This is a genomic window from Facklamia hominis CCUG 36813 (assembly GCF_000301035.1).
Classification (GTDB): domain Bacteria; phylum Bacillota; class Bacilli; order Lactobacillales; family Aerococcaceae; genus Facklamia; species Facklamia hominis.
Window position 1 is genome coordinate 1,732,287 of the sequence record NZ_JH932292.1, and the last position, 20,573, is coordinate 1,752,859.

Consider the following 20,573-nt stretch of genomic DNA (forward strand, 5'->3'; position numbering starts at 1 on the left):
TTTGACATATATTATCGTCGATCGCGGTCAAGATCAATTTTTGGCAAAAGAAATAAAAAACTTCTTGAAGATTCATTCTGTCAAAGAAGTTAAAAGATTTGATGTTTTTGAGACAGAAGCTCAAGCTATTATTGATCATGCGTCACAGCTTTTTGATCACTACCAAATCAGTGATCAGTTGGATCAATTTGACCCAAGTCAGTCTTTTAGATACCGTCTTGTCCTAGGACAATTTAATCAAACGCTAGATAGTACCCTATCGATCATTCATCATCAGTTGGCCCTTCAGGGAGACTTAAAACATTCCATGATAATTGTGGCAAAAGGGGTCAATGAGCTTGAATTACAAAAGATTAAAGAATACTTTATCAATGAGATAGAATATGAATTATTACCTTTTGGCCCTGTATCTTGGGATATGGGACGGTCTGATTTCAAGAATTTAGCCAAGATCGAAGGCTTTAGAGCCTTCACAGATCCTCAGTTGGAGGAATTATTAGCGGACTTGGCGATGGACTTAGAAGATATTCGTTTGGTTCAGCAATACTTCATCGAAGAAGGGGTTGATCCAACTTACTTCCAAATTCAAGTTATCGATACCTACTGGTCAGATCATTGTCGTCATACGACCTTCTTCACTGAATTGGATGAGGTGGAGGTTCTAGAAGGGGATTATCAAGCAGAAATTCAAGCAACTTTAGCGGATTATCAAGCTGATCGTCAAAGCTTATATAGCGACGGACGTCCGATGACCTTAATGAGTCTAGCAACCATTAATGCCAAATTAGCAAAGCGTAAAGGTTGGCTTACCAACCAGGATGAATCGGATGAAGTCAATGCCTGTGCCGTACGGGTTGATGTAGATGTTGATGGTGAAGCAGAAGACTATCTACTCTACTTTAAAAATGAAACCCATAACCACCCTACTGAGATTGAACCTTATGGAGGAGCAGCGACTTGCATTGGTGGAGGCATTCGGGACCCACTTTCTGGTCGCAGTTACGTCCATCAGGCATTGCGGATTACCGGGGCTGGCAATCCTTTAACCGACTATGACGATACCCTTGAGAATAAGTTGCCTCAACGTGTGATCACTCAAAAAGCAGCCCAAGGCTATAGTGATTATGGGAATGATATCGGACAAACAGCAGGCTATCTTCGGGAATATTATGATGATGGCTTTGTGGCTAAACGTATGGAATTGGGGGCTTTAGTGGCTGCTGCACCGGTAGATTCGGTCTTTCGTGAAAAACCAATGCCGGGAGATCGGATTATCCTTCTTGGCGGTGAAACTGGACGTGATGGCGTTGGTGCCGCTGTGGGAAGTTCCAAAGTACAAACAGAGGACTCCTTACAAGCCCAAGGAGCGGAGGTTCAAAAAGGCAATCCCTTTATTGAACGTAAGATCATTCGCCTTTTCCGTCAACCGGAAGCAACTCGCTTAATTATTAAGTGTAATGACTTTGGAGCGGGAGGCGTATCAGTAGCCATTGGAGAACTAGCTGATGGCTTACGGATTGATTTAAATCAAGTTCCGGTAAAATACCTAGGCCTTGATCCTAGTGAAATAGCGCTATCTGAATCTCAAGAACGGATGGCAGTCGTTGTTCGCGAGAAAGACGTAGAGGCCTTTATACAATTAGCTAATGCAGAAGATCTTGATGCGGTCGTGGTGGCAGAGGTTACCGAAGATCGCTATATGGTGATGGACTATAATGGAGAAGAAGTCTTACGACTCAGTCGCGACTTTTTGAATACGAATGGAAGTTCAAAACATGCTAAGGTTAAAATTGCCGCTTCAAGTATTCAATCGGTATTAGAAGAAGGCAAATCATTGCCGGATCAACTGCAAAGTATTCATGGAGCTTCTCAAAAAGCCCTCATTCAGAACTTTGATAGCACCATTGGAAAAGGAACGCTATTGGCACCTTTAGGTGGTAGATACCAATTGACTCCTCAATTAGGAATGGCGGCTTTAATGCCCGTCCTAGAAGGTCACACGACCACCGCTTCGGTGATGGCACCTGCTTATTATCCAAAAATGGCTAAACAATCTCCTTTCCATGCAGGTTATTATGCCGTATTGAACGCTATTGCTCGAGTGGTCGCTCTAGGGGTCAATCCATCGGACGTCTATCTCACCATGCAGGAGTATTTTGAACGCCTGGAAGCAGACCCGATTCGTTGGGGCAAGCCGACTGGTGCCTTGCTAGGGGCTTATAAGGCGATGAAACAGACTCAGTCTGCGGCACTAGGTGGAAAAGATAGTATGAGTGGCACTTATGAGGGCTTAAATGTTCCGCCAAGTGTGATAAGTATTGCTGTTGGCATTAGCCATTGTGATCATATTGTATCCAGAGAACTAAAACAAACCGACTCCAAGCTCTGGTTGTTAACTCCAGACTTAGATGAGGGGGATGTTTATAAAGAAGAAGTAGTAAGAGAACTATTGGAATCCGTAAGCCAATTGGTTCAATCCGGTCAAGCCCGTGCTATTTCAACGCTGGATGATCAGACCCTAGAACATAATCTTGTGGAAATGGCCTTGGGTAATCAGATCGGAGTAAGCTTAGATCCAGCCTACCTGGGTCAAAAATATCCATTAGCCTTTATCATTGAGACTGATTCATCAACGATGATTCCTGAAGGTCACTTAATTGGTTCTACTCAAGCTCACCGAGATTTTGTGGCTGATCAACGCTATTCTTTAGCAGAACTGGAAAGAATCTATACTCAACCTTTAGCGGACGTCTTTACTGAGATTGATTTGATCGATCAACCGCTTGAGTTGGATCAAGTGGCGCCTTTCTCATCGCTAGAACCGATTCAAAGTTCATTAAAAGTACTTATTCCAGTGATGACGGGGACGAATGGTGAGTATGACTTATATCAAAGCTTTAAAGAATACACTGACCAGGTTGATTTTTATGTGATTAAAGAATCGATCGATTATGCCCAATCGATCAAGGAACTCAAAGATAAACTAGCGGACTATGATATTTTGGCGCTGCCAGATGGAATGATTCAGGGGAACCAGACTGAATTTGGTAAGAGTGTCGAATTCTTATTACAAGATTTAGGGGAAGAATTGGAGCGTTTTATCAAGGATAATTATGTCTTAGGTATTGGTGCTTCTTTTGCCGGCTTGATCCGCAGTGGCTTGATTGAATTTAGCCGTCTTCAAGCAGGCACTCAGATTCGAATCCAAAAGAACCCTTATGATAAGACCATTAATGAGATTGTTCCAGCGACAGTGATTCGTCCGTCGATCTATGCCGGTGTGGGGCAATACCATACGGCTCTCGCTTCAAAATGGCTAGCGATTGACTGTGATGATTCCTTAGAATCGCAGGTTATTAGTCGCTTTAACCGTTTCTTAGCAGGACATTCCGCCATTGATGCGATGATGGATTCAACCGGCCATGTCTTTGGAAGTATTGGAAACTTCGAACGCTTCAGTCACAAAGGCCTAGTCAACCAATCTATTCATCAAGCACCATTTATTCAGGGATTAGTTCAAGCGATTGAAGGCGAAAGAAAGTAGCAAGAGGGTATTGATCGCTCTGAATTAACAGGATAATAACAAGAGACTGTGATCCGTTAATCGCAGTCTCTTTTTCTATTACAATCATTGGAGGATAATAGCCTTTAAGAAATCGATAAGAAGACTGGTGAATGATTGAATGAGTGATTGCTTGACTTGGGTCAAGAGCGTATCCTATAAAGGAGGAAGAATGGATGAAAGGAGGATGGATCCGTGAATATCCGTCAAGTAGACGAAGCGATCCGCTTGATTCCCTATTATCGGAATGACGCTGTTTCACTGGCTTGGTATCAAGATATTGAGATCTGTCGACAAGTGGACAATCAAGAGGAGCCTTATGACCTCGATCAACTTCATCGGATGTATGATTATCTCTGTGCCCACGGCCAATGCTATTATATTGAGTATCAAGGAAGCTTGGTAGGTGATGTGTCCTTGTGTGAGGATGGGGAAGTGGCGATTGTTATCGGCAAGAACTATCAAAATCAAGGCATCGGACGGCGCTGTATTCAAGCAATGATCCAATTAGCCACCGAGCAAGCCTTGCCGGCGGTTAAAGCCAGGATCTATCGCTTTAATCATCGCAGTCGGCACTTATTTGAAAGTCTGGGATTTATTAAAATTGCTGAAGAATGGTATCAATTAGACCTACCGTCTTAAAGAGTGGTGATTTTTTAGATTAAATCAAGCTTTGAAAAAGAGGATGAATAAAAACTTTTATTTTAATATAATAATTTTCGATACAAAACAGCCAAGTCCCTGGACGTTTAACTCCATGGGACTTGGCTTTTTCTATTGGGTATTCTGCCGTTCTTTTACGAGCTTAATGATTTCCTTAAAGTGGGGGTGTTTGGCATCCGCTAACAAGCGATAGATAAAGCTCTCGCTGGAGATTATAGAAGCACCGTCATGTCTGAGTTGTTGCAAGGCCCATTCATTTTCTTGTAATGACCGTGCTGTGACGGCATCTCGGATCAGGTGGACTTCTAATTGAGGGTAGTCAGCTAATAATTGGTGGGCCGTCTGTTCGACACAGATGGAAGTCTCCATACCGATCAGGACAATATGTTGGATGGTGTCATCGATCTGGTCCAATACTTGGGGCAGGCAGGCATTGAACTGAGTCTTCGCATAGCAGGGGGCTGCTTTTAAGTAGGGGATCAGGTCAGCATGAGTGGCACCTAAACCTTTGGGGTATTGTTCGGTGACGACCGTCTTAACAGACAGATAGCTTAGGGCTTTAAGTAAGAATTGAGTATTTGCTAGATAGCGATCGGCTTCTGGCATGGTGGCGACTAATTTTTCCTGAATATCAATGACAATCAGCAGAGTATTATCACAAGTCATGGGGATCATAGTGAAACTCCTTTCAGTGAATCTAATTTTCTTTATTATATCAAGTCAGGATAGGGATTCAATGGGCAGGATCCGTGGACCAATGATCAAATAGACCGGAAACTTTTTAAAATTTATTAGGATTGAAGATTTTCAATTAAGATATTATTCCTAAGTATAATCTCCTTAAAAAGCCCACTAGGACTTGTTATGAGAGGCAAAATCAACTATCTTAAAGGAGCGAAGATACAGATTAAGCCTATTTTATCTCTCGAAAGAAGGGGAGGATTAAAGATGAATCATCAAGGAAACAATCAGGATGCCCCTAAGAGGATCTATATGCTGTCGGGTTTAGGGTGTGATCGGTCCAATATAGAGTCCTTAGAAAGGGCATTGACCGCTCTCGCTAATTATCAGATTAAGTATCTGAACTTGCCGGGTCAGTTTGATAATCGGTACATAAAAATACAAGATAAAGACGCTCTTGGCCAGTGGTTACAACGTCAAATTCCTCCTCGCTCAATGGTTATGGGATATTCATTGGGGGCGGATTTGTTACTTGACCATGTCGACCGTTTAAGTCCAGATCGAATGATTATTCTAGATGGTGCTATTATCACTCAGGATTTTATGAATACGACTATTGAAGAGGAATTGGCATTTACTAGACAATATATTAGAGCCAACCATCTGGATATGGACAGTGACACCATTTCAACCCTGTTGAAGATTAAGTTCAATGCGGATTGCGATCTTTTTGATCGAGCCCTTCAAGTACCGACGCTTCTTTTATTAGCAGATTCACCGGAAGCTTTATTAGATTATAAGCGAGCAAAAGTGGAGTGCCACCGCCATCAAACGATGATAAAATCGCATTTTATCGCCAATACCAGTCATGATTTTCATACGGAAAAGCCGAAAGAGATCGCCAAGGCTATCCATGATTTTCTAAGCCATGAAGGTTAGTTGTTTTCTTTAAGAGAACCGACGCTTTCCTTTTTAACGAATTCCGTTAAGACCTACTTTGAGCATATTCTGCGACAGTTTGTGAAAAAAGGACTATAATGGATCTATCCTATAAGAAAGGCTTGTGATAAGATGTCAAATTATGAAAAAGTCTATTCAACCACGGCATGGAATACCGGCGGTCGAGATGGTCGTAGTTATCTAACAGATGGTAGCCAAAGTCTTAAAATTGCGACACCTAAGGCTTTAGGAGGCAGTGGCGAAGGAACCAACCCTGAAGAGCTCTTTGCTTTAGGTTATTCTGCTTGTTTCCATAGTGCCCTTGAAGTGGTTAAAGGCCAACATCAAGTGAAGGGTGCTTCGCAAGTGAAGCAAGAAATCGATCTTTATAAGAAACCTGATGCAGCCGACTTCCGTTTGGGAACAGTCATTCAAGTTGGTATTGAAGGCTTAGACCTAGACCAAGTTCAAAAATTGGCTGAAGAAGCCCACACGGTTTGTCCTTATTCCAAGGCCACTCAAGGAAATATGGATGTGAAGATCGAGGCCATCGAGTATGACCCCGAAGTAAAATAATTAGTGGAATTTTCACACTCACCAGCTTCACCCAGTGATGGGGGAGCTGGTTTTATTTTTTTGTCGCTAACCCTTGACCCTTACCTTAGGTCATAGTTTATGCTTAAGTCATGGAAAGGAGGTTCACCGTGAAAACCGTCAAAGAAGTCAGTCAAATCGCAGGAGTAACCGTGCGTACCCTGCAATATTATGACAAGATCGGTCTCTTAAAGCCCAGCGATTATTCCGAGGCGGGCTATCGTTTATATAGCCCGGCCGATTTGAGAAAATTGCAGACCATTCTGCTATTTCGAGAATTGGAATTCCCCTTAAAAGAAATTAAGTCGATGATGACGAGCCCCGGATTTGATCAGCAATTAGCACTCGATCAACAAATTCAATGTTTAAGACTCAAGAAAGAACGCTTAGCGAATTTAATTGAGTTCGCCCAAAAATTAAAAACTCTAGGAGGTCATGAAATGGATTTTTCAGCATTTGATACTAAGAAGTTAGACGACTATCGCCAACAAGCCAAAGAAAAGTGGGGAGAGACGACCGAATATAAAGAATTTGAAGCCAAGGATCAAAAAAGAAGTGGGGAAGAAAGCCAATTGATTAATCAGCAATTAATGTTGATCTTTGCCGAATTTGGTAAGATTAAAGCCGGTCCCTTTGATGGACAAGAAGCACAAGCTCTGGTTAAAAAATTGCAAGATTTTATTAGTCAACATTACTACCAATGTACCAATGAAATATTAGCTGGTCTAGGTCAGATGTATGCAGCGGGCGGGGAATTCACCCAAAACATCGATGATTTTGCAGGAGCGGGAACGGCTGTGTTTGTCGATCAAGCCATTGACTATTATTGCCGCTAGGATTATTCTGAGGGTATAAGAAGCGCTTTCGGTTAAAAGCTATATCCAGGTGCTTCAATACTCTGAGAGGGGATGAGACTATGCTTCAGACTTATCGACCTAAGTTAGAAGATTTATGGTTCATGAAGCAGCTGTTGGCAGATCCTGAGACTATGGCTTTTAATCATGCTTATGGGGGGACGATTGATTTTTCCGAAGATAAGTGGCCGGATTGGTATCATCGTTGGATTGAAGATCCACAAGATAAGCGTTACTATCGCTATCTTCAAACCGAATCGGGTGATTTTGTAGGAGAAATTGCCTATCATTATGATGAGGATCAAGCCATTTACCTATCTAATCTAAAGATCTATGCGCCTTATCGAAGAAGGGGCTATGGAAGGGCTGGTTTGGCCCTGCTTTGTGAAAGGGCCAAGTCGCATGGAATTGAGGCCCTCTACGATAGTATTGCCATCGATAATCCTTCGGTCCCCCTATTTTTAAACCAGGGATTTGTTGAGCTCTTCCGCAACGAAGCAATCATTATGGTTAAAAAACAACTGCTTTAATCGCTAAAAGGACAAGGGCCTCTATAAGGCATGCTTGTCCTTTTTGTTGGTGATTTATGACTAGTTTCCCTGGGGAGAGACTGCTATAATTAATAAGAAAGCGTCATCATAATTGACGTAGGATTGTTGCTGAATGATTCAATGAATGAGGAGGGGTTTATATGACTCAAGGGATTTTAGAGCTTGTCGAACACTATGAAGAAAAGACACGAGAATTAAGGCGTTATTTTCACCAGCATCCGGAATTATCCTCTAAGGAGATTCAAACCGGCACCTTTATTAAAGAAAAATGCCATGCGCTCGGTTTGACGGTGGAAGAGGTGCCGGCCGATCAGCGGTCCAAGGGGACGGGATTCATTGCGACCCTAGATACGGGACGGCCTGGAAAGATCATTGCTTTAAGGACGGATATTGATGCCTTGCCAGTTCAGGAGAATGCCTATAATCTCGCTCAAAAACGGACGGTCATATCCCAAACGGACGGGGTCATGCATGCCTGTGGACATGATGGCCATATGGCGATTCTTTTAACTACCATGCAGATCTTGCATGATTTGAAGGATCAATTAAGTGGTAAGATTATCTTTATTTTTGAAGAAGCGGAAGAAACGGCCAACAGTATTCATGCCATGGTTGATTTCTTGCAGGGTCGAGGAATTGATGCTATCTACGGTAATCACCTGGCAGCCTTCTTGGATACGGGCTTAATCGCTTGTGATCCTGGCCAGATTATGACAGGGATAGATATGATTAACTTTGATGTGGTGGGTCAAGGGGGTCATGGGTCCAGACCGGACCTGGCTCGCAATCCGATCTATGCTGGAGTGGATATTCTGAACTCTATCTCAGTGGTTTGGAATAATCAAATAGACATTGAAAAGACGGTCACTCTAGGGATCACTCAATTTAATGCAGGGAGCCAGGACAATGTCTTTCCAGATCGGGCCCATATTGCAGGAACGCTGCGTTTCTTTGATGAAGCGGAAGGACGTAGAGCCTATGATCTCTTGATGGATACCGCGAGACGGGTGGCGCCGGTTCATGGTTGCCGGATTGAAGAAGGGGAAGTGGCTGGCTTTGATACCTTGCCGGTGGTGAATGATGAAGGCTTAGCCTTGAAAGTTCAATCTCAAGCAGAGGAACTCTTCCCAGGTCATCTGGTTCATGACCTGAAGTGGTACGCTTCTGAGACCTTTGCCCATTACTCTTTGGTGGCTCCTTCCGTCTTTAGCTTTGTCGGTATTCGCAACAAGGAATTCGGATCGGGCGCAGAACATCATAATGAATATTTCGATCTGGATGAAGCCGCATTAAAATACGCCGTCGCTTTGATGACCAGCTTTGCCTATCATGAATTGACTAGCGATGATTAGGAATATCGGAGTCAAAGCAGGCTGATGGGCTTTGATGAGTCGAAGATGAATAGCTAGGGGGCTTGGGATGATTATTCCTATTAATAAATCGAATGATACTTTTATCGACTTTGCTTGGCGGTTAAGTCAAAGGGGCGAGACCGCCAGTTATCCACGCTTGGCTTCTTATGAGGCGGTGGAAGCGGTCTTCGAAAAGCTATCCTTAAAAGATACGACGGAAATGATCGTTTTGGAAGAGGAGGGGCATCTTCAAGGTTTGTGTGCTTATTTCTGGATCGAAGCAGACCGCTATCTTCAGACGACGCTTTTTCTAGTGTCTGAAGGGACAGATTATCGACTCGTAGCGGATTCTATGGTCAACTTTTTGAAGGATCGTTTTGCAACTTATACCCTCTACTTAGGTTTTCCTTTGGATAATCAATGGGCCCATAGCTATTTTGTGAAGCGGTCGGATCTTCAGTCTTTGGACTATAATACAGTGATGCAGTGGAAGCACTCAGAAGCTTATCCTTATCCGGATCAGCAAGGAATTGAGCGTGTGACGGAGATTAATTTTGAAGAATACGCTCCTTTTCATGATCGCTTTGCTCTTGAAGAAGGGATTTATTGGACCAGTGAACGACTCGTAAAGGCTTTAGATCGTTTCGTTATATTTTGTTTGAGGAGAGAAGGCAAGATCCTAGCAAGTCTATTTGGGATATATAAAAGTTTAAACCCTGAAATTTTTGGCATATATGTTGATCCTTCAGAGGCAGATCTAGCGATAGAAGACCGCTTATTGCGAACCTTTTTAGCTTTTGTCAGCCATCAATCGCCCAAGATGGAGTGTCTATATTACTTTTTAGAAGGTGACAGGGATGAGAATGCTGCTAGAATTGCTCGGTTAGAAAGCCTGGGCTTTCGTTGGAAGGAAGACTATTTTCTTGCGGTGCTAGATCCTGAGCGGCCTTGTTAGGGGATTTATGTGCATCGATTTTTATGGAGGCGGAAGATGAACCAAGCTATTATTAATTATTTACGGGCTCGTTATCAACCCTTAACCATTGCAGTTTATGGGTCTTATGCTGAAGGAACGTTTGATGCCCAGAGTGATTTTGACTGCCTGGTGATTGTCAAGGATAAAACAATAAGCCACGATGATTCAATGATTGAGGGCATCTTGTTAGACTGTTTTATTTATAGTAAAGCCGAACTCGCCCAGCGACCGATTGAGGATTTTTTGACCTTGTACGATGCTATTTTGCTTGAGGATAATGGGAGTGGTGCTAAGCTCAAGCAGGAGGTTCGTGACTATGTTCAAGCTCATCAAATGACCGATCCCGCTGATAAAGATTTCCTTAAATCATGGATGAAGAAGGTCTTGAGACGAATGGAAAAGGGCGACGATGAGGCCCATTATCGGGCGGTAATGTTGCTGGCTGAAAGTTTGGAAGATTATTTTACCCTAAGAGACCAGTTTTATTTTGGGTCTAAGAAGGCAATCAAACAATTGAAGACCATCGATCCCCAAGGCTATGCGCTTTTTCACCAGGCGATGTCCTTACGGTCTGATGGGGCCATTCGGTCTTGGATCGACCATGTGATGGGGATCTAAGCTACGACCGATGGGTGAAGGTATATAAACTAAGAATCATGATAAGAGGCTAGGGCTCACACTGAGTCCTAGCCTTTTTGTGGGGTTATTGCTTGGGGAAGACAATATTCTGGAAAGTGTTGAGTGCTTCTTTGAAGCGAGGGATATCAAAGCCGGCATATTGGATTAAGAAGCAGTGACTGTCTGGACTGGCCATACTCATATCATAATCCGAGACACTATGAATTCCGATCCCTTGGTCTAAGAGGGCTTGCTTGACTGCTTGGTCACTCAAGGGAGTCTCAACTTCTAGTAGGAAATGTAGGCCGGACTGGTTCTCAATAATTCGGTAAGCTTGCCCTTGTAATTGTTTATGAATGCAATCCATGACTTGATTTCTTTTGCGGCCGTAATAGAGTCGCATACGATTAATATGCTTCTCGAAGTAACCCTGACTGATAAAGTTGGCCAACCAATATTGTTCAAAGCAAGAGACTGTGCAGGAATAAAAAGCGAGGTCATCATGATATTGCTTGGCCAGTGGGAGAGGTAAGACCATATAGGAGATCCGAATGGTGGAAGTGAGGGACTTGGAGAAGGTATTGAGATAAATGACTTTTTCGCTTGCATCGATACTCTGTAAGCTCGGTAGGGGCTTGCCTGTAAAACGAAATTCACTATCATAGTCATCTTCAATAATATAGCGTCCAGCTTCTTCATTAACCCAGGCCAAAAGCTCATACCGTCGGTTGATGGGCATGGAGATTCCCGTTGGGAAATGATGGGTGGGATTGATGTGGGCAATATCAGCAGCCACTTGTCTAAGGTCAGAGACCTTAACACCCTCTTGATCGATGGCGGCCAGCTGGCAAGTGACTCGGTGGGCTTCATAGATTTGTTTTAATTTTTTATAGCCGGGGTTTTCAATGCAGTAGATCTTATCCGGTCCTAAGAGCTGAACCAGTATGCCATAGAGGTATTCAGTACCGGCACCGATGACGATTTGTTGGGGATCGACTTGCATCCCTCGAAAAGAGGCCAGGTGATCGGCAATCGCTTGGCGGAGCTTTAGGATGCCGGCAGAGGGAGATCGCTCCAATAATTCCTCCTTGTGATCCGTCATGCTTTGCCGCATCATTTTTGCCATGATGGAAAAGGGAAAATGCTTACTGTCTAATTGACTGCTGGAGAAGTCGAAGGTTAGGTCGGGTTCTTCCTTCATTTGTAAGCGAATGGGACTCGGTTTTGCTAGGGATTGATAGCGGCCAAGATTCTGTAGTTTGGCAACAAAATAGCCCTTACGAGCTTGGGTGTAAAGATAGCCTTCAGCAATCAACTGGTCATAAGCGTTTTCAATGGTTATGGTACTAAGGCCTAGGTGTTTGGCGAAGGCCCGTTTGGAAGGGAGCTTGGTATGGGCGGTCAATCGACCGGCTAGAATGTCCTTTTTGATGGCGGAATAGACTTGTTGATAGAAGGGCTGGTCATTTTCTTTGAGGGCATAGGTTAACATGGTTTTCTCCAATCTGGCCTGTAAAAAATAAGCGAATTGAGCCTTTTGGTAAGGTCAAGCTTTGTTTAAGCTTAATATAGCAAGATCATTGAAGCAAATCAAGGAGGATTCGCATGGAAAAGACACAATATGACTTAAATAAAGGCTTGGCTCAAATGTTAAAAGGGGGCGTCATTATGGATGTGACGACCCCAGAACAAGCGCGGATTGCTCAAGAAGCAGGTGCTTGTGCGGTGATGGCTTTGGAACGGATTCCAGCTGATATTCGAGCAGCCGGAGGGGTCTCTCGGATGAGTGATCCCAAGATGATCAAGGGCATTCAAGAAGCCGTCAGCATTCCAGTTATGGCCAAGGTTCGGATTGGACATTTTGTGGAGGCGCAGATTCTACAAGCCATTGATATTGACTATATTGATGAATCAGAGGTTCTTTCACCGGCGGATGATGTCTACCATATTGATAAACGGGCTTTTAAGGTGCCTTTTGTTTGTGGGGCAAGGGATCTGGGAGAAGCCTTACGTCGGATTGAAGAAGGCGCTTCGATGATCCGGACCAAGGGAGAGCCAGGAACTGGCGATGTAGTACAAGCGGTTCGTCATTTAAGAAAGATTAATGCTGCTATTCGTCGCGTTCAAGGCATGTCGCCGGATGAACTCTATGAAGAAGCCAAGCAATTACAAGTTCCTTATGACTTGATTCGCTATGTCCATGAAAATGGCAAATTACCGGTCGTTAACTTCTCAGCCGGTGGCGTCGCAACCCCAGCCGATGCGGCCTTGATGATGCAGTTAGGGGCTGAAGGTGTCTTTGTGGGCTCGGGAATCTTTAAGTCCGGAGATCCTGCTCGTCGAGCAGCAGCGATTGTTCAAGCGGTGACGAATTATCGAGATGCGGCCTTGATTGCTGAATTATCAGAAGATCTCGGCGAAGCGATGGTTGGTTTAAACCCTAATGAGATCAAGGTCATCATGGAAGAACGAGGTCAATAGGATGGAGATTGGTGTCTTAGCCCTGCAGGGGGCCTTTCAAGAACATCGAGCGGTCTTAGAAAAGCTAGGGGCAAAGGTTCGTGAAGTGCGTCAAGTCAAGGATTTAGATGCAATTAAGGGATTAGTTCTACCGGGAGGGGAGAGTACCGTTCAAGGTAAGTTGCTTCATGAATTAGGTCTCTTTGAGCCTTTGCAGGCAAAAATTCTTGATGGACTTCCCGTATTAGCAACCTGTGCAGGTTTGATCTTACTGGCCCAAAAGCTGGATCAAGATTCGACACAGCACTTAGCAACCCTACCGGTTACGGTCAAGCGCAATGCTTTTGGTCGTCAGTCCGCTAGCTTTCAAGCTGCGATTCAAGTCGGTGATCTGACTAATTTTCCGGCAGTCTTTATTCGAGCTCCCTACATCACTCAATTAAGCCCAGAGGTGCAAGTCCTGGCTAGGGTCGAAGATAAGATTGTTGCCGTGGCTTATCAGAATCAGATCGGCCTGGCCTTTCACCCAGAGCTCTCCTTGGATGATCGCATCCACCAAGCTTTTTTAGCGAAGGTAGCTGCCTATTCGTCTAAGGATTGAACATTTAATCATTCATCCCCTTTAGCAGGTTTGAGTTTTGTGACTCGACCCTGCTTTTTTTTGTGTGAGAGATGACGCTAGCTGGATAATTCGATAGAATGAGGCTAGGAAGACCCTTTTGATTGATAGGAAGGTTAAGGAGGAAGCTATGAAGACCTATTATTTATTTGATTTGGATGGAACGCTATTGGATCCGGGTATTGGGATTACGGAAGGGGTACGTTATGCGCTCAAACACTTTGGAATTGAAGTGGCTGAACGCAGTCAGCTCTATCCCTTTATTGGTCCACCTCTATTGGACTCTTTCCAAGAATTTATGGGCTTGAGTTTACAAGAAGCTAGGCAAGCGATCCGCTTTTACCGTGACTATTATCAAGATCAGGGTATGTATGAGAATACAATCTATCCAGCGATTCCAAGTGTGCTAGCTAGCCTTAAAGATCAAGGGAAGACACTGGCTCTAGCTACTTCTAAGCCAGAATATTTTGCCCAGAAAATCTTAGACCATTATGAACTAGCCCATTATTTTGATTTTATAGGTGGAGCGACCCTGGATGAGGGTCGATCTAATAAATCAGAGGTTATTCAATATAGCTTACAGCATTTAGATAACCCGGATGTCAATCAAGTGGTGATGATTGGTGATCGTAAGTTCGATATTCTAGCAGGTAAAGAAATCGGCTTGACCACTATCGGTGTACTCTATGGCTATGGATCCAAGCAAGAACTCCAAGAAGCAGGGGCGGATTATTTGATAAGCCAGCCTGAGGAATTGTTGGATTGGTAGAATTAAAGTTGAAAAATAGCAAAAACCACCCCCAGCCCCATGATGTTATTCATGGAGCTGAGGGTGGTTTGCTTTTTTTAGGAGGCGAGGCGGTCTTTAATGGCCGCACCAAGGGTGAAGATCAATGCAGTAACTAGAGCGGGAAGTAACCATTCTAAGCCGAATTTCGTTAGTGGTAGGCTATAAGTCCACGTCGCCATGTTATGAAAGAGTCGATAAAAGATCGTGTTTTCCTGAGCTGCCAAGGCTTGTATGGTCCCGATTAAGCCAGCAGCAATGACTCCTCCTGTATAAGTCTGATTGTATTTGATCTTGCGATCGAAGAAGGAAAGGATAATCAAGATCATAAACATCGGATAGATAATTGATAATACGGAAGACGCAATGCCAATGATTTGTTGTGTTCCAATCAGAGAGATAAGAAATTCAACACTGACACAGACTAGACAGACTTGTTGATAAGACCAACGTCCACCTGAGGCTTGATGGAAGAAATTACTACAGGCTGAAGTGAGGCCGATAGCTGTTGTGAGACAGGCTAAAGCCACACAGATCCCCATGAGCAATTGCCCCCAATGACCGAGTGTTAGATTAATCATGCCATTAAAGACTTCCGTTCGACCATTGTCTGGTCCATAAAAGGCAGAAATCTGAGAACCAACATAGGCGAGAGCCACATAGACTAAGGCCAATAAGATAAAGGCCACCAATCCAACCAAGCTACCGGCTTTGATCTGATGTTTGCCAGCTTGATAGCCTCGGTTTTTTAATTCGGTCATGACAATACTAGCCATTAAGGAAGCGCCTAAGGCATCCATGGTTTGATAACCTTCTCTAAAGCCAGTAGCAAAGGGCTGTTCTAAACGATTAGCTGCGATCTCCTTAGCAGGATGGATCCAAGTTGAAATCACGAGAATCGTAATAATGATTAGGATGGAGGGGGTTAAGTATTTTCCGATATGATCGACTACCTTGTTAGGATTCAAAGCCAGGTAGGCAGTTAAGCCAAAAAAGATGAGTGAGGTGACCCAGATGGGAACCATGGGAAAGAGATTTTGAACGAAGATCTCGTGGGTGGTGGCACCGGTTCTAGGGACTGAGAACAAGGGACCGATCAAGAGAATGGCAATCCCAGCTAGAATGAGTCCAAATTTTGGATGGACACGCTTGCCCAGGTCGTCTGCTTGTCCGCCTAATTGAATGGTGACGAGCACTCCTAAAATTGGGAAAAGTGGGTCCGATGTTAAAAAGCCACCGATGGCTTGCCACCAAGCCTGTCCACTGACAACCCCTAAGTAGGGTGGGAAGATGAGATTACCAGCCCCAAAGAAGATGGCAAAAAGAGCCAGTCCGGTAATTAAAATATCGCTCGTTTTTATTTTCATAGTGTATATCCGCCTATCTAGTGAAATTTATGGTTAAATCATAGCATAAATGAGTGGAAAATGAGAGAACAATTTGAGATTTTTAAAGAATTAATGAAAGGGTATTTAAGGGGCATTCTGCCAGTAGCGAACACTTCATGTTATAATTAATGAAAGAAAGCTAGGCCTTAGGCAAGAATCAAACCTTGTTTATCATTGAGTTAGGAGGGATTACATGTATCGAGTTTGGACTTATCCTAGTCCCCTAGGACCGATCCGTTTAACCATGAATGAGATTGGCCAACTGGTCTCCTTAGTCCTAGAAGAAGGCGAGTTATCTGATAAGCCAGGGCCCATCACGGTTGAAACTGCCTCGAGTGGGGCAGACTTCGTCTATTTTACGGATTATCTCCAGGCTTATTTTGAGGGAACACCTCCTGCATTCGATCCCAGTCGATTAGCTCCCCTTCATTCGACTTCTTTTCGTTCCAAGGTTTGGCAGGAGTTATTAAGTCTATCTTTTGGACAGCTAATTAGTTATGGAGAATTGGGAAGACGCGTGGCTCCTGCTTCTAAGCATATGGCGCAGGCGATTGGTCAAGCAGTAGGGGCCAATCCGATACCTTTAATCATCCCCTGTCACCGAGTTGTCGGATCCAAGGGACAGTTAACTGGCTATGCGGGTGGGATCCCCTTGAAGAAACGCTTGTTGACGCATGAGGGGATCTTGATTGCAGGAGACCGAGTGCTAGAAAGGAAGAAAGGCCTATGAAGTTTCCAGGGATTGATCTGACCGAGAATGTTCGTTTAGGTGCAGTTTTTGATTATTTTCAACAGACTCATTTTGTACTATCAGACTTAACAATTGACTTTAGTCAAGATTATTTTTGGGTAGCGGCTAAGGTCAATGGTCAATCGGTCAAATTAAAGCTTGATCCTCAAGGGCGGATTGAAGGTTATTCCTGCGAGAATCGTCATTATTTTGGCCAACAATTCTGCTGGTCCTGTTGGACGGTCATTAGTTACTTGAGAGAACGGTATCCGGAAGTGCCATATCAGATGGCGGCTAAAGATACGATGATTTTTCAGATTGAAGAATTAAAGGAGGATCTGGCGTTTTGTGTGGCGCAAACTCGCTTTCTCAGCGGTTGGTTACAAGTCTATCAAGACCAGCTGGCACCCATTTTGACCGACCAAGTCACACCGATTCGATTGGAGTCGTATACCCAATGGGACGACCAGCAAGGAACTTATAAGATTCGCTTTCGCATGGGACAAGACAAACTCTATGTTATTAAATCTTTGGAGGATCAATTATTGACGCCTTTAGCCAATCATCAGCTTGTCAAATTAGGCAAACAAGCTGGTTTCTTATTGGACGAAGCTCGCTTTGATGAATTGGCCAAGCGAACCCTGGACTTTATTCGTCGACATCAATCCAGTATCTATCAAAAGGGAGCCATCTTAGTGGATGCCAATAGCTTAAAGGATTATATCCAGACCTTTAAGGATCAAGTGGATTTTGACTGGCAGCCCTTAAAGGAACACTTTGATTTGAGCTTGAGTCAACCGATTCCCCATATTTATCAAGTCCAGCTAGATCTGAAAGGGTATGACCTGGTAGTGGAGGCGGGGGATTGCTTATTGTTTTGTGACTTAGCCCATCAAGCCTACTATTATTTTTGTAATCGACTTGAGGCCTTTTGGGTGAAGACAGTGCATGATTATGAGTCCTTTCAATGGGCTCCTGAGTCCCAATTGCCTTCAATTAAGCGAGCGGTCCTTAACCAGGCACCCTTGTTGCAACTTAGGGGAGATTGGCCAGATATTAGCGATGACCTAGCTTTCTTTGTGGATCTAACGGATCAATTGGAATTGACCCTCACATTGGAAAGTTTAACCCCTGATTCACCCCAGGTTAGGCTAATTCTAGAAAGCCTTAAAACTAGCTATCAAGCTCAAACAATGGGTCCTTGGCAATTGAAGATTAGCCAGGAAACTAAGTTGGATCAATTTATTCAACAGACCTTACCCCATTTGAAGGATTTTGGAGAAGTCTATATTAGTCAAGCAGTGAAGAGTCTCACTCGACCCCGACGTTTACCTCTTAAGTTCAAGTTGGGGATGAATAAGGGACGGATTTCTTTGGATTTGCAGTCGGGGGATTTGGATCTTAAACAAGTGAATCAGATCCTTAAGTCCTACCATAAAAAGAGGCATTTCTACCAATTGTCGAAGCAGGAACGTGTTCTGATTGATCCCGAACAATTATCGGCAGTCGAGAGTCTGCTGCAAGACTTGGCATTAAAGAAGCTCAACCAGCATGAACAAGTGCCCCTGTATCGTTATTATCAATTAAAGGCTTTTAATCGTGAGTCGTTAGATTTGGAGTTTGACTGTGCGATAGAAGACTGCATGCAGACGCCTTCGTTACCGATCGATCCAGGTATTCGTTCAATCCTCTATCCATATCAAGTGCAAGGGGTCGAGTGGCTTTTAAAACTACGCGCCATGGGTTTGGGTGGGATTTTGGCGGATGATATGGGACTAGGGAAGAGTCTACAATTGATCGCCTATATGGCTTCAGTGGTCTCAGTACTGACTAAGCCTATCCTGATCGTTGTACCGGCTTCATTAATTTATAATTGGCAAAAAGAACTGCAAAAATTCCCCATTCCAGTCCAGTCTCACTTAATCACAGGGAAGGCTGCTCAAAGACGGGCCATCATTGAAGCTTATGGGAACTTGCCAGGGATTTTGATTACTTCTTATGATTACTTACGGCGGGACTTGGCCTATTATCAGGATTTGACTTTTGATACCCTGGTCCTGGATGAAGGGCAATATATTAAGAATGCTCAGAGTCAGACTGCACGGGCGATTAAGACTTTGAAGGCTGACTATCGCTTTGCTCTAACGGGGACGCCGATGGAGAATAATCTGGCCGAACTGTGGTCGCTTTTTGACTTCTTGTTGCCAGGTTACTTATACAGCTATCCCAAATTCAAAAAGCGTTTTGAGCACGATATTGTGAAGGAAGATGCGGTTGAAGCTTCTACAAAGTTGAAGCAGATGATAGAGCCTTTTATGCTTCGTCGGATGAAAAAGGAAGTCATGCAAGATTTACCGGATAAGTTGGAGGAGAATTACATTGTTTCCCTGGAAGCAAGCGAAGAGAAACTCTACCAAGCTAGCTTAATGGAAGCAAAACAAAAGTTAGCTCAAGAAGCTGGGGAAGACGCACAAGCCATGCAAGTCTTAGCTCTCTTAACACGTTTGCGCCAGCTAGCCCTGGATCCACGTTTGATTTATGATAATATTCAGCAAGCTTCATCCAAGATGAAAGCAGCCATCGAATTAATTCAACAAGCTTTGGCGAATGGTCAGTCTGTCCTGGTTTTTTCTAACTTCACTTCCGCTTTAGATCTTTTACAGGATTCTTTGACGGATAGGGCAATTCCTTGTTTGATCTTAACGGGCCAAACGCCTAAGCTAGCTCGCCAACGAGCAGTGGAACAGTTTCAGGCAAGTCCTGGTCAGGTCTTTTTAATCTCACTTAAAGCCGGAGGGACAGGACTCAATTTGACTCAGGCTTCGATCGTGATTCATTTGGATCCTTGGTGGAATGAGAGTGCTCAAAACCAAGCCACTGACCGTGCTTATCGAATTGGTCAGGAGAACAATGTGACTGTTTATAAATTGATTGCTAAAGGGACCTTGGAAGAAAAGATGGAAGCATTAAAGCAGGAAAAATCAGCCCTCTTTGACCGCTTTGTGGAGGGGTCTACTGGATCCGTCCACCATCTTAGCGCAGAGGAATTACGACACTTATTTTTAGAAGGAGCGGATTAATCAATGAATGTGACTTATGTTAAAGCCCTTGCAGATAATTATATTTGGTTATTAGTTGAAGGTGAAGAAGTGGTTGTGGTCGATCCAGGAGAGAGCCAACCGGTCTTGGATTATCTTCAGGCCCATTCCTTAGAACTAAAGGCGATCTGGTTGACCCATAATCATGCGGACCATACCGATGGGGTTCAAGCCATTAAAGCTAACTATCCATCTTGTCCCGTCTATGGCCCTCAAGAAGTGGCAGACTGGGCGAACTATGTTCTTAAGGATCAGGATCAATTTGACTTATGGCAGGTCCCTGTGACCGTCCACCAGACACCAGGGCATACGCCGGGCCACCTCTCTTTTTTAGTAGCAGATTGCCTATTTTGTGGGGATGCTTTATTTGCAGCTGGCTGTGGTCGAGTCTTTACCAAAGACTATCAAGCAGCCTATGAGTCCATGCAGTATTTTCGTTCCTTGGACGATACGGTTAAGGTCTATGCTGGGCATGAATATACTCAGACTAATCTGCGCTTTGCCTTGAGTTTGGATCCACATTCAAGCGTCTTGCAAGCGGCTTTGACTGATTGCCAAGCATGCCTAAGGGCTGGCAAGGCGAGTCTTCCTACGACAATCGGCCAAGAACGCCAGATCAATCCCTTCTTGATGGCTAAGAGCCTGACCGAATTTAAAAGGCTCCGTGACCTGAGGGATGATTTTTCTTAAGATTTGATTTA

At 43.9% G+C, this 20,573-nt stretch carries 18 protein-coding genes; 15 read left to right on the forward strand and 3 right to left on the reverse strand.

Annotated features, from left to right (window positions below; translation table 11 throughout):
* The first annotated feature begins 1 nt into the window (after position 1).
* Both HMPREF9706_RS08115 and HMPREF9706_RS08120 read left to right on the forward strand, forming a co-directional pair.
* Complete coding sequence (locus HMPREF9706_RS08115) at positions 2 to 3,544, forward strand: phosphoribosylformylglycinamidine synthase subunit PurQ (protein WP_006908890.1); 3,543 nt, start codon at positions 2 to 4, stop codon at positions 3,542 to 3,544.
* Positions 3,545 to 3,757: 213 nt separating this feature from the next.
* Complete coding sequence (locus HMPREF9706_RS08120) at positions 3,758 to 4,204, forward strand: GNAT family N-acetyltransferase (protein ID WP_006908891.1); 447 nt, start codon at positions 3,758 to 3,760, stop codon at positions 4,202 to 4,204.
* 132 nt (positions 4,205 to 4,336) lie between these two features.
* Here the strand turns inward: HMPREF9706_RS08120 and HMPREF9706_RS08125 are convergent, their stop codons facing one another.
* The gene (locus tag HMPREF9706_RS08125) at positions 4,337 to 4,900 is read right to left on the reverse strand and encodes an isochorismatase family protein (RefSeq protein ID WP_006908892.1); all 564 of its coding nucleotides are present in this window, start codon (positions 4,898 to 4,900) and stop codon (positions 4,337 to 4,339) included.
* A 273-nt stretch (positions 4,901 to 5,173) separates the two neighbouring features.
* Between HMPREF9706_RS08125 and HMPREF9706_RS08130 the strand changes: the two genes are divergently transcribed.
* The 7 genes from HMPREF9706_RS08130 (at position 5,174) to HMPREF9706_RS08160 (ending at position 10,790) form a co-directional block, all read left to right on the forward strand.
* Entirely contained in the window at positions 5,174 to 5,845 is a 672-nt protein-coding gene (locus HMPREF9706_RS08130) for an alpha/beta fold hydrolase (protein WP_006908893.1), read from the forward strand.
* A 132-nt stretch (positions 5,846 to 5,977) separates the two neighbouring features.
* On the forward strand, positions 5,978 to 6,421 hold the full coding sequence (locus tag HMPREF9706_RS08135; protein WP_006908894.1) for an organic hydroperoxide resistance protein: 444 nt from the start codon (positions 5,978 to 5,980) through the stop codon (positions 6,419 to 6,421).
* A gap of 128 nt (positions 6,422 to 6,549) precedes the next feature.
* Complete coding sequence (locus HMPREF9706_RS08140; RefSeq protein WP_006908895.1) at positions 6,550 to 7,275, forward strand: MerR family transcriptional regulator; 726 nt, start codon at positions 6,550 to 6,552, stop codon at positions 7,273 to 7,275.
* An 80-nt stretch (positions 7,276 to 7,355) separates the two neighbouring features.
* A complete protein-coding gene (locus HMPREF9706_RS08145) occupies positions 7,356 to 7,823 on the forward strand; it encodes a GNAT family N-acetyltransferase (protein ID WP_006908896.1) in 468 nt (155 codons plus the stop codon).
* Positions 7,824 to 7,984: 161 nt separating this feature from the next.
* Positions 7,985 to 9,196: an amidohydrolase gene (locus HMPREF9706_RS08150; RefSeq protein ID WP_006908897.1), complete on the forward strand. Its 1,212-nt coding sequence runs from the start codon at positions 7,985 to 7,987 to the stop codon at positions 9,194 to 9,196.
* Positions 9,197 to 9,263: 67 nt separating this feature from the next.
* Positions 9,264 to 10,151, forward strand: a complete 888-nt coding sequence (locus HMPREF9706_RS08155; RefSeq protein WP_006908898.1) for a hypothetical protein — start codon at positions 9,264 to 9,266, stop codon at positions 10,149 to 10,151.
* Positions 10,152 to 10,187: 36 nt separating this feature from the next.
* Complete coding sequence (locus HMPREF9706_RS08160) at positions 10,188 to 10,790, forward strand: nucleotidyltransferase domain-containing protein (protein WP_006908899.1); 603 nt, start codon at positions 10,188 to 10,190, stop codon at positions 10,788 to 10,790.
* An 85-nt stretch (positions 10,791 to 10,875) separates the two neighbouring features.
* Here the strand turns inward: HMPREF9706_RS08160 and pdxR are convergent, their stop codons facing one another.
* Positions 10,876 to 12,282 carry a MocR-like pyridoxine biosynthesis transcription factor PdxR gene (gene pdxR, locus HMPREF9706_RS08165; RefSeq protein ID WP_006908900.1) on the reverse strand — a complete coding sequence of 469 codons (1,407 nt, stop codon included), beginning with the start codon at positions 12,280 to 12,282 and terminating at the stop codon, positions 10,876 to 10,878.
* Positions 12,283 to 12,395: 113 nt separating this feature from the next.
* Here pdxR and pdxS point away from each other — a divergent pair, with 113 nt between their 5' ends.
* The 3 genes from pdxS to HMPREF9706_RS08180 all read left to right on the forward strand — a co-directional run bounded on the left by pdxS (position 12,396) and on the right by HMPREF9706_RS08180 (position 14,638).
* On the forward strand, positions 12,396 to 13,271 hold the full coding sequence (gene pdxS, locus HMPREF9706_RS08170) for a pyridoxal 5'-phosphate synthase lyase subunit PdxS (protein ID WP_006908901.1): 876 nt from the start codon (positions 12,396 to 12,398) through the stop codon (positions 13,269 to 13,271).
* A gap of 1 nt (position 13,272) precedes the next feature.
* Positions 13,273 to 13,851, forward strand: a complete 579-nt coding sequence (gene pdxT / locus HMPREF9706_RS08175) for a pyridoxal 5'-phosphate synthase glutaminase subunit PdxT (protein WP_006908902.1) — start codon at positions 13,273 to 13,275, stop codon at positions 13,849 to 13,851.
* 148 nt (positions 13,852 to 13,999) lie between these two features.
* Positions 14,000 to 14,638, forward strand: a complete 639-nt coding sequence (locus HMPREF9706_RS08180) for an HAD family hydrolase (protein WP_006908903.1) — start codon at positions 14,000 to 14,002, stop codon at positions 14,636 to 14,638.
* Between the two features lie 77 nt (positions 14,639 to 14,715).
* On the opposite strand, the gene brnQ is transcribed toward HMPREF9706_RS08180, so the two are convergent.
* On the reverse strand, positions 14,716 to 16,023 hold the full coding sequence (gene brnQ / locus HMPREF9706_RS08185; protein ID WP_006908904.1) for a branched-chain amino acid transport system II carrier protein: 1,308 nt from the start codon (positions 16,021 to 16,023) through the stop codon (positions 14,716 to 14,718).
* A 214-nt stretch (positions 16,024 to 16,237) separates the two neighbouring features.
* Here brnQ and HMPREF9706_RS08190 point away from each other — a divergent pair, with 214 nt between their 5' ends.
* From HMPREF9706_RS08190 to gloB, 3 genes are read left to right on the forward strand one after another with little or no spacing between them, the layout of a single operon-like run.
* Positions 16,238 to 16,774 (forward strand): methylated-DNA--[protein]-cysteine S-methyltransferase, encoded by a 537-nt coding sequence (locus HMPREF9706_RS08190; protein WP_006908905.1) that lies wholly within the window; start codon positions 16,238 to 16,240, stop codon positions 16,772 to 16,774.
* On the forward strand, positions 16,771 to 19,854 hold the full coding sequence (locus HMPREF9706_RS08195; protein ID WP_006908906.1) for a DEAD/DEAH box helicase: 3,084 nt from the start codon (positions 16,771 to 16,773) through the stop codon (positions 19,852 to 19,854). Before HMPREF9706_RS08190 ends, HMPREF9706_RS08195 begins: the two co-directional genes overlap by 4 nt.
* Positions 19,855 to 19,857: 3 nt before the next feature.
* Positions 19,858 to 20,562, forward strand: coding sequence for a hydroxyacylglutathione hydrolase (gloB, locus tag HMPREF9706_RS08200; RefSeq protein ID WP_006908907.1), 705 nt, complete (start codon positions 19,858 to 19,860; stop codon positions 20,560 to 20,562).
* The last annotated feature ends 11 nt before the right edge of the window (positions 20,563 to 20,573 follow it).

What these genes read in the sequence shown, in the direction of transcription:
- HMPREF9706_RS08160 (WP_006908899.1), top strand. Translation starts at nt 10,188, where the DNA reads ATGAACCAAGCTATTATTAATTATTTACGGGCTCGTTATCAACCCTTA.
- HMPREF9706_RS08195 (WP_006908906.1), top strand. Translation starts at nt 16,771, where the DNA reads ATGAAGTTTCCAGGGATTGATCTGACCGAGAATGTTCGTTTAGGTGCA.
- pdxR (WP_006908900.1), bottom strand. Translation starts at nt 12,282, where the DNA reads ATGTTAACCTATGCCCTCAAAGAAAATGACCAGCCCTTCTATCAACAA.
- HMPREF9706_RS08190 (WP_006908905.1), top strand. Translation starts at nt 16,238, where the DNA reads ATGTATCGAGTTTGGACTTATCCTAGTCCCCTAGGACCGATCCGTTTA.
- HMPREF9706_RS08155 (WP_006908898.1), top strand. Translation starts at nt 9,264, where the DNA reads ATGATTATTCCTATTAATAAATCGAATGATACTTTTATCGACTTTGCT.
- gloB (WP_006908907.1), top strand. Translation starts at nt 19,858, where the DNA reads ATGAATGTGACTTATGTTAAAGCCCTTGCAGATAATTATATTTGGTTA.
- HMPREF9706_RS08130 (WP_006908893.1), top strand. Translation starts at nt 5,174, where the DNA reads ATGAATCATCAAGGAAACAATCAGGATGCCCCTAAGAGGATCTATATG.
- HMPREF9706_RS08145 (WP_006908896.1), top strand. Translation starts at nt 7,356, where the DNA reads ATGCTTCAGACTTATCGACCTAAGTTAGAAGATTTATGGTTCATGAAG.
- pdxS (WP_006908901.1), top strand. Translation starts at nt 12,396, where the DNA reads ATGGAAAAGACACAATATGACTTAAATAAAGGCTTGGCTCAAATGTTA.
- HMPREF9706_RS08150 (WP_006908897.1), top strand. Translation starts at nt 7,985, where the DNA reads ATGACTCAAGGGATTTTAGAGCTTGTCGAACACTATGAAGAAAAGACA.
- HMPREF9706_RS08180 (WP_006908903.1), top strand. Translation starts at nt 14,000, where the DNA reads ATGAAGACCTATTATTTATTTGATTTGGATGGAACGCTATTGGATCCG.
- brnQ (WP_006908904.1), bottom strand. Translation starts at nt 16,023, where the DNA reads ATGAAAATAAAAACGAGCGATATTTTAATTACCGGACTGGCTCTTTTT.
- HMPREF9706_RS08135 (WP_006908894.1), top strand. Translation starts at nt 5,978, where the DNA reads ATGTCAAATTATGAAAAAGTCTATTCAACCACGGCATGGAATACCGGC.
- pdxT (WP_006908902.1), top strand. Translation starts at nt 13,273, where the DNA reads ATGGAGATTGGTGTCTTAGCCCTGCAGGGGGCCTTTCAAGAACATCGA.
- HMPREF9706_RS08125 (WP_006908892.1), bottom strand. Translation starts at nt 4,900, where the DNA reads ATGATCCCCATGACTTGTGATAATACTCTGCTGATTGTCATTGATATT.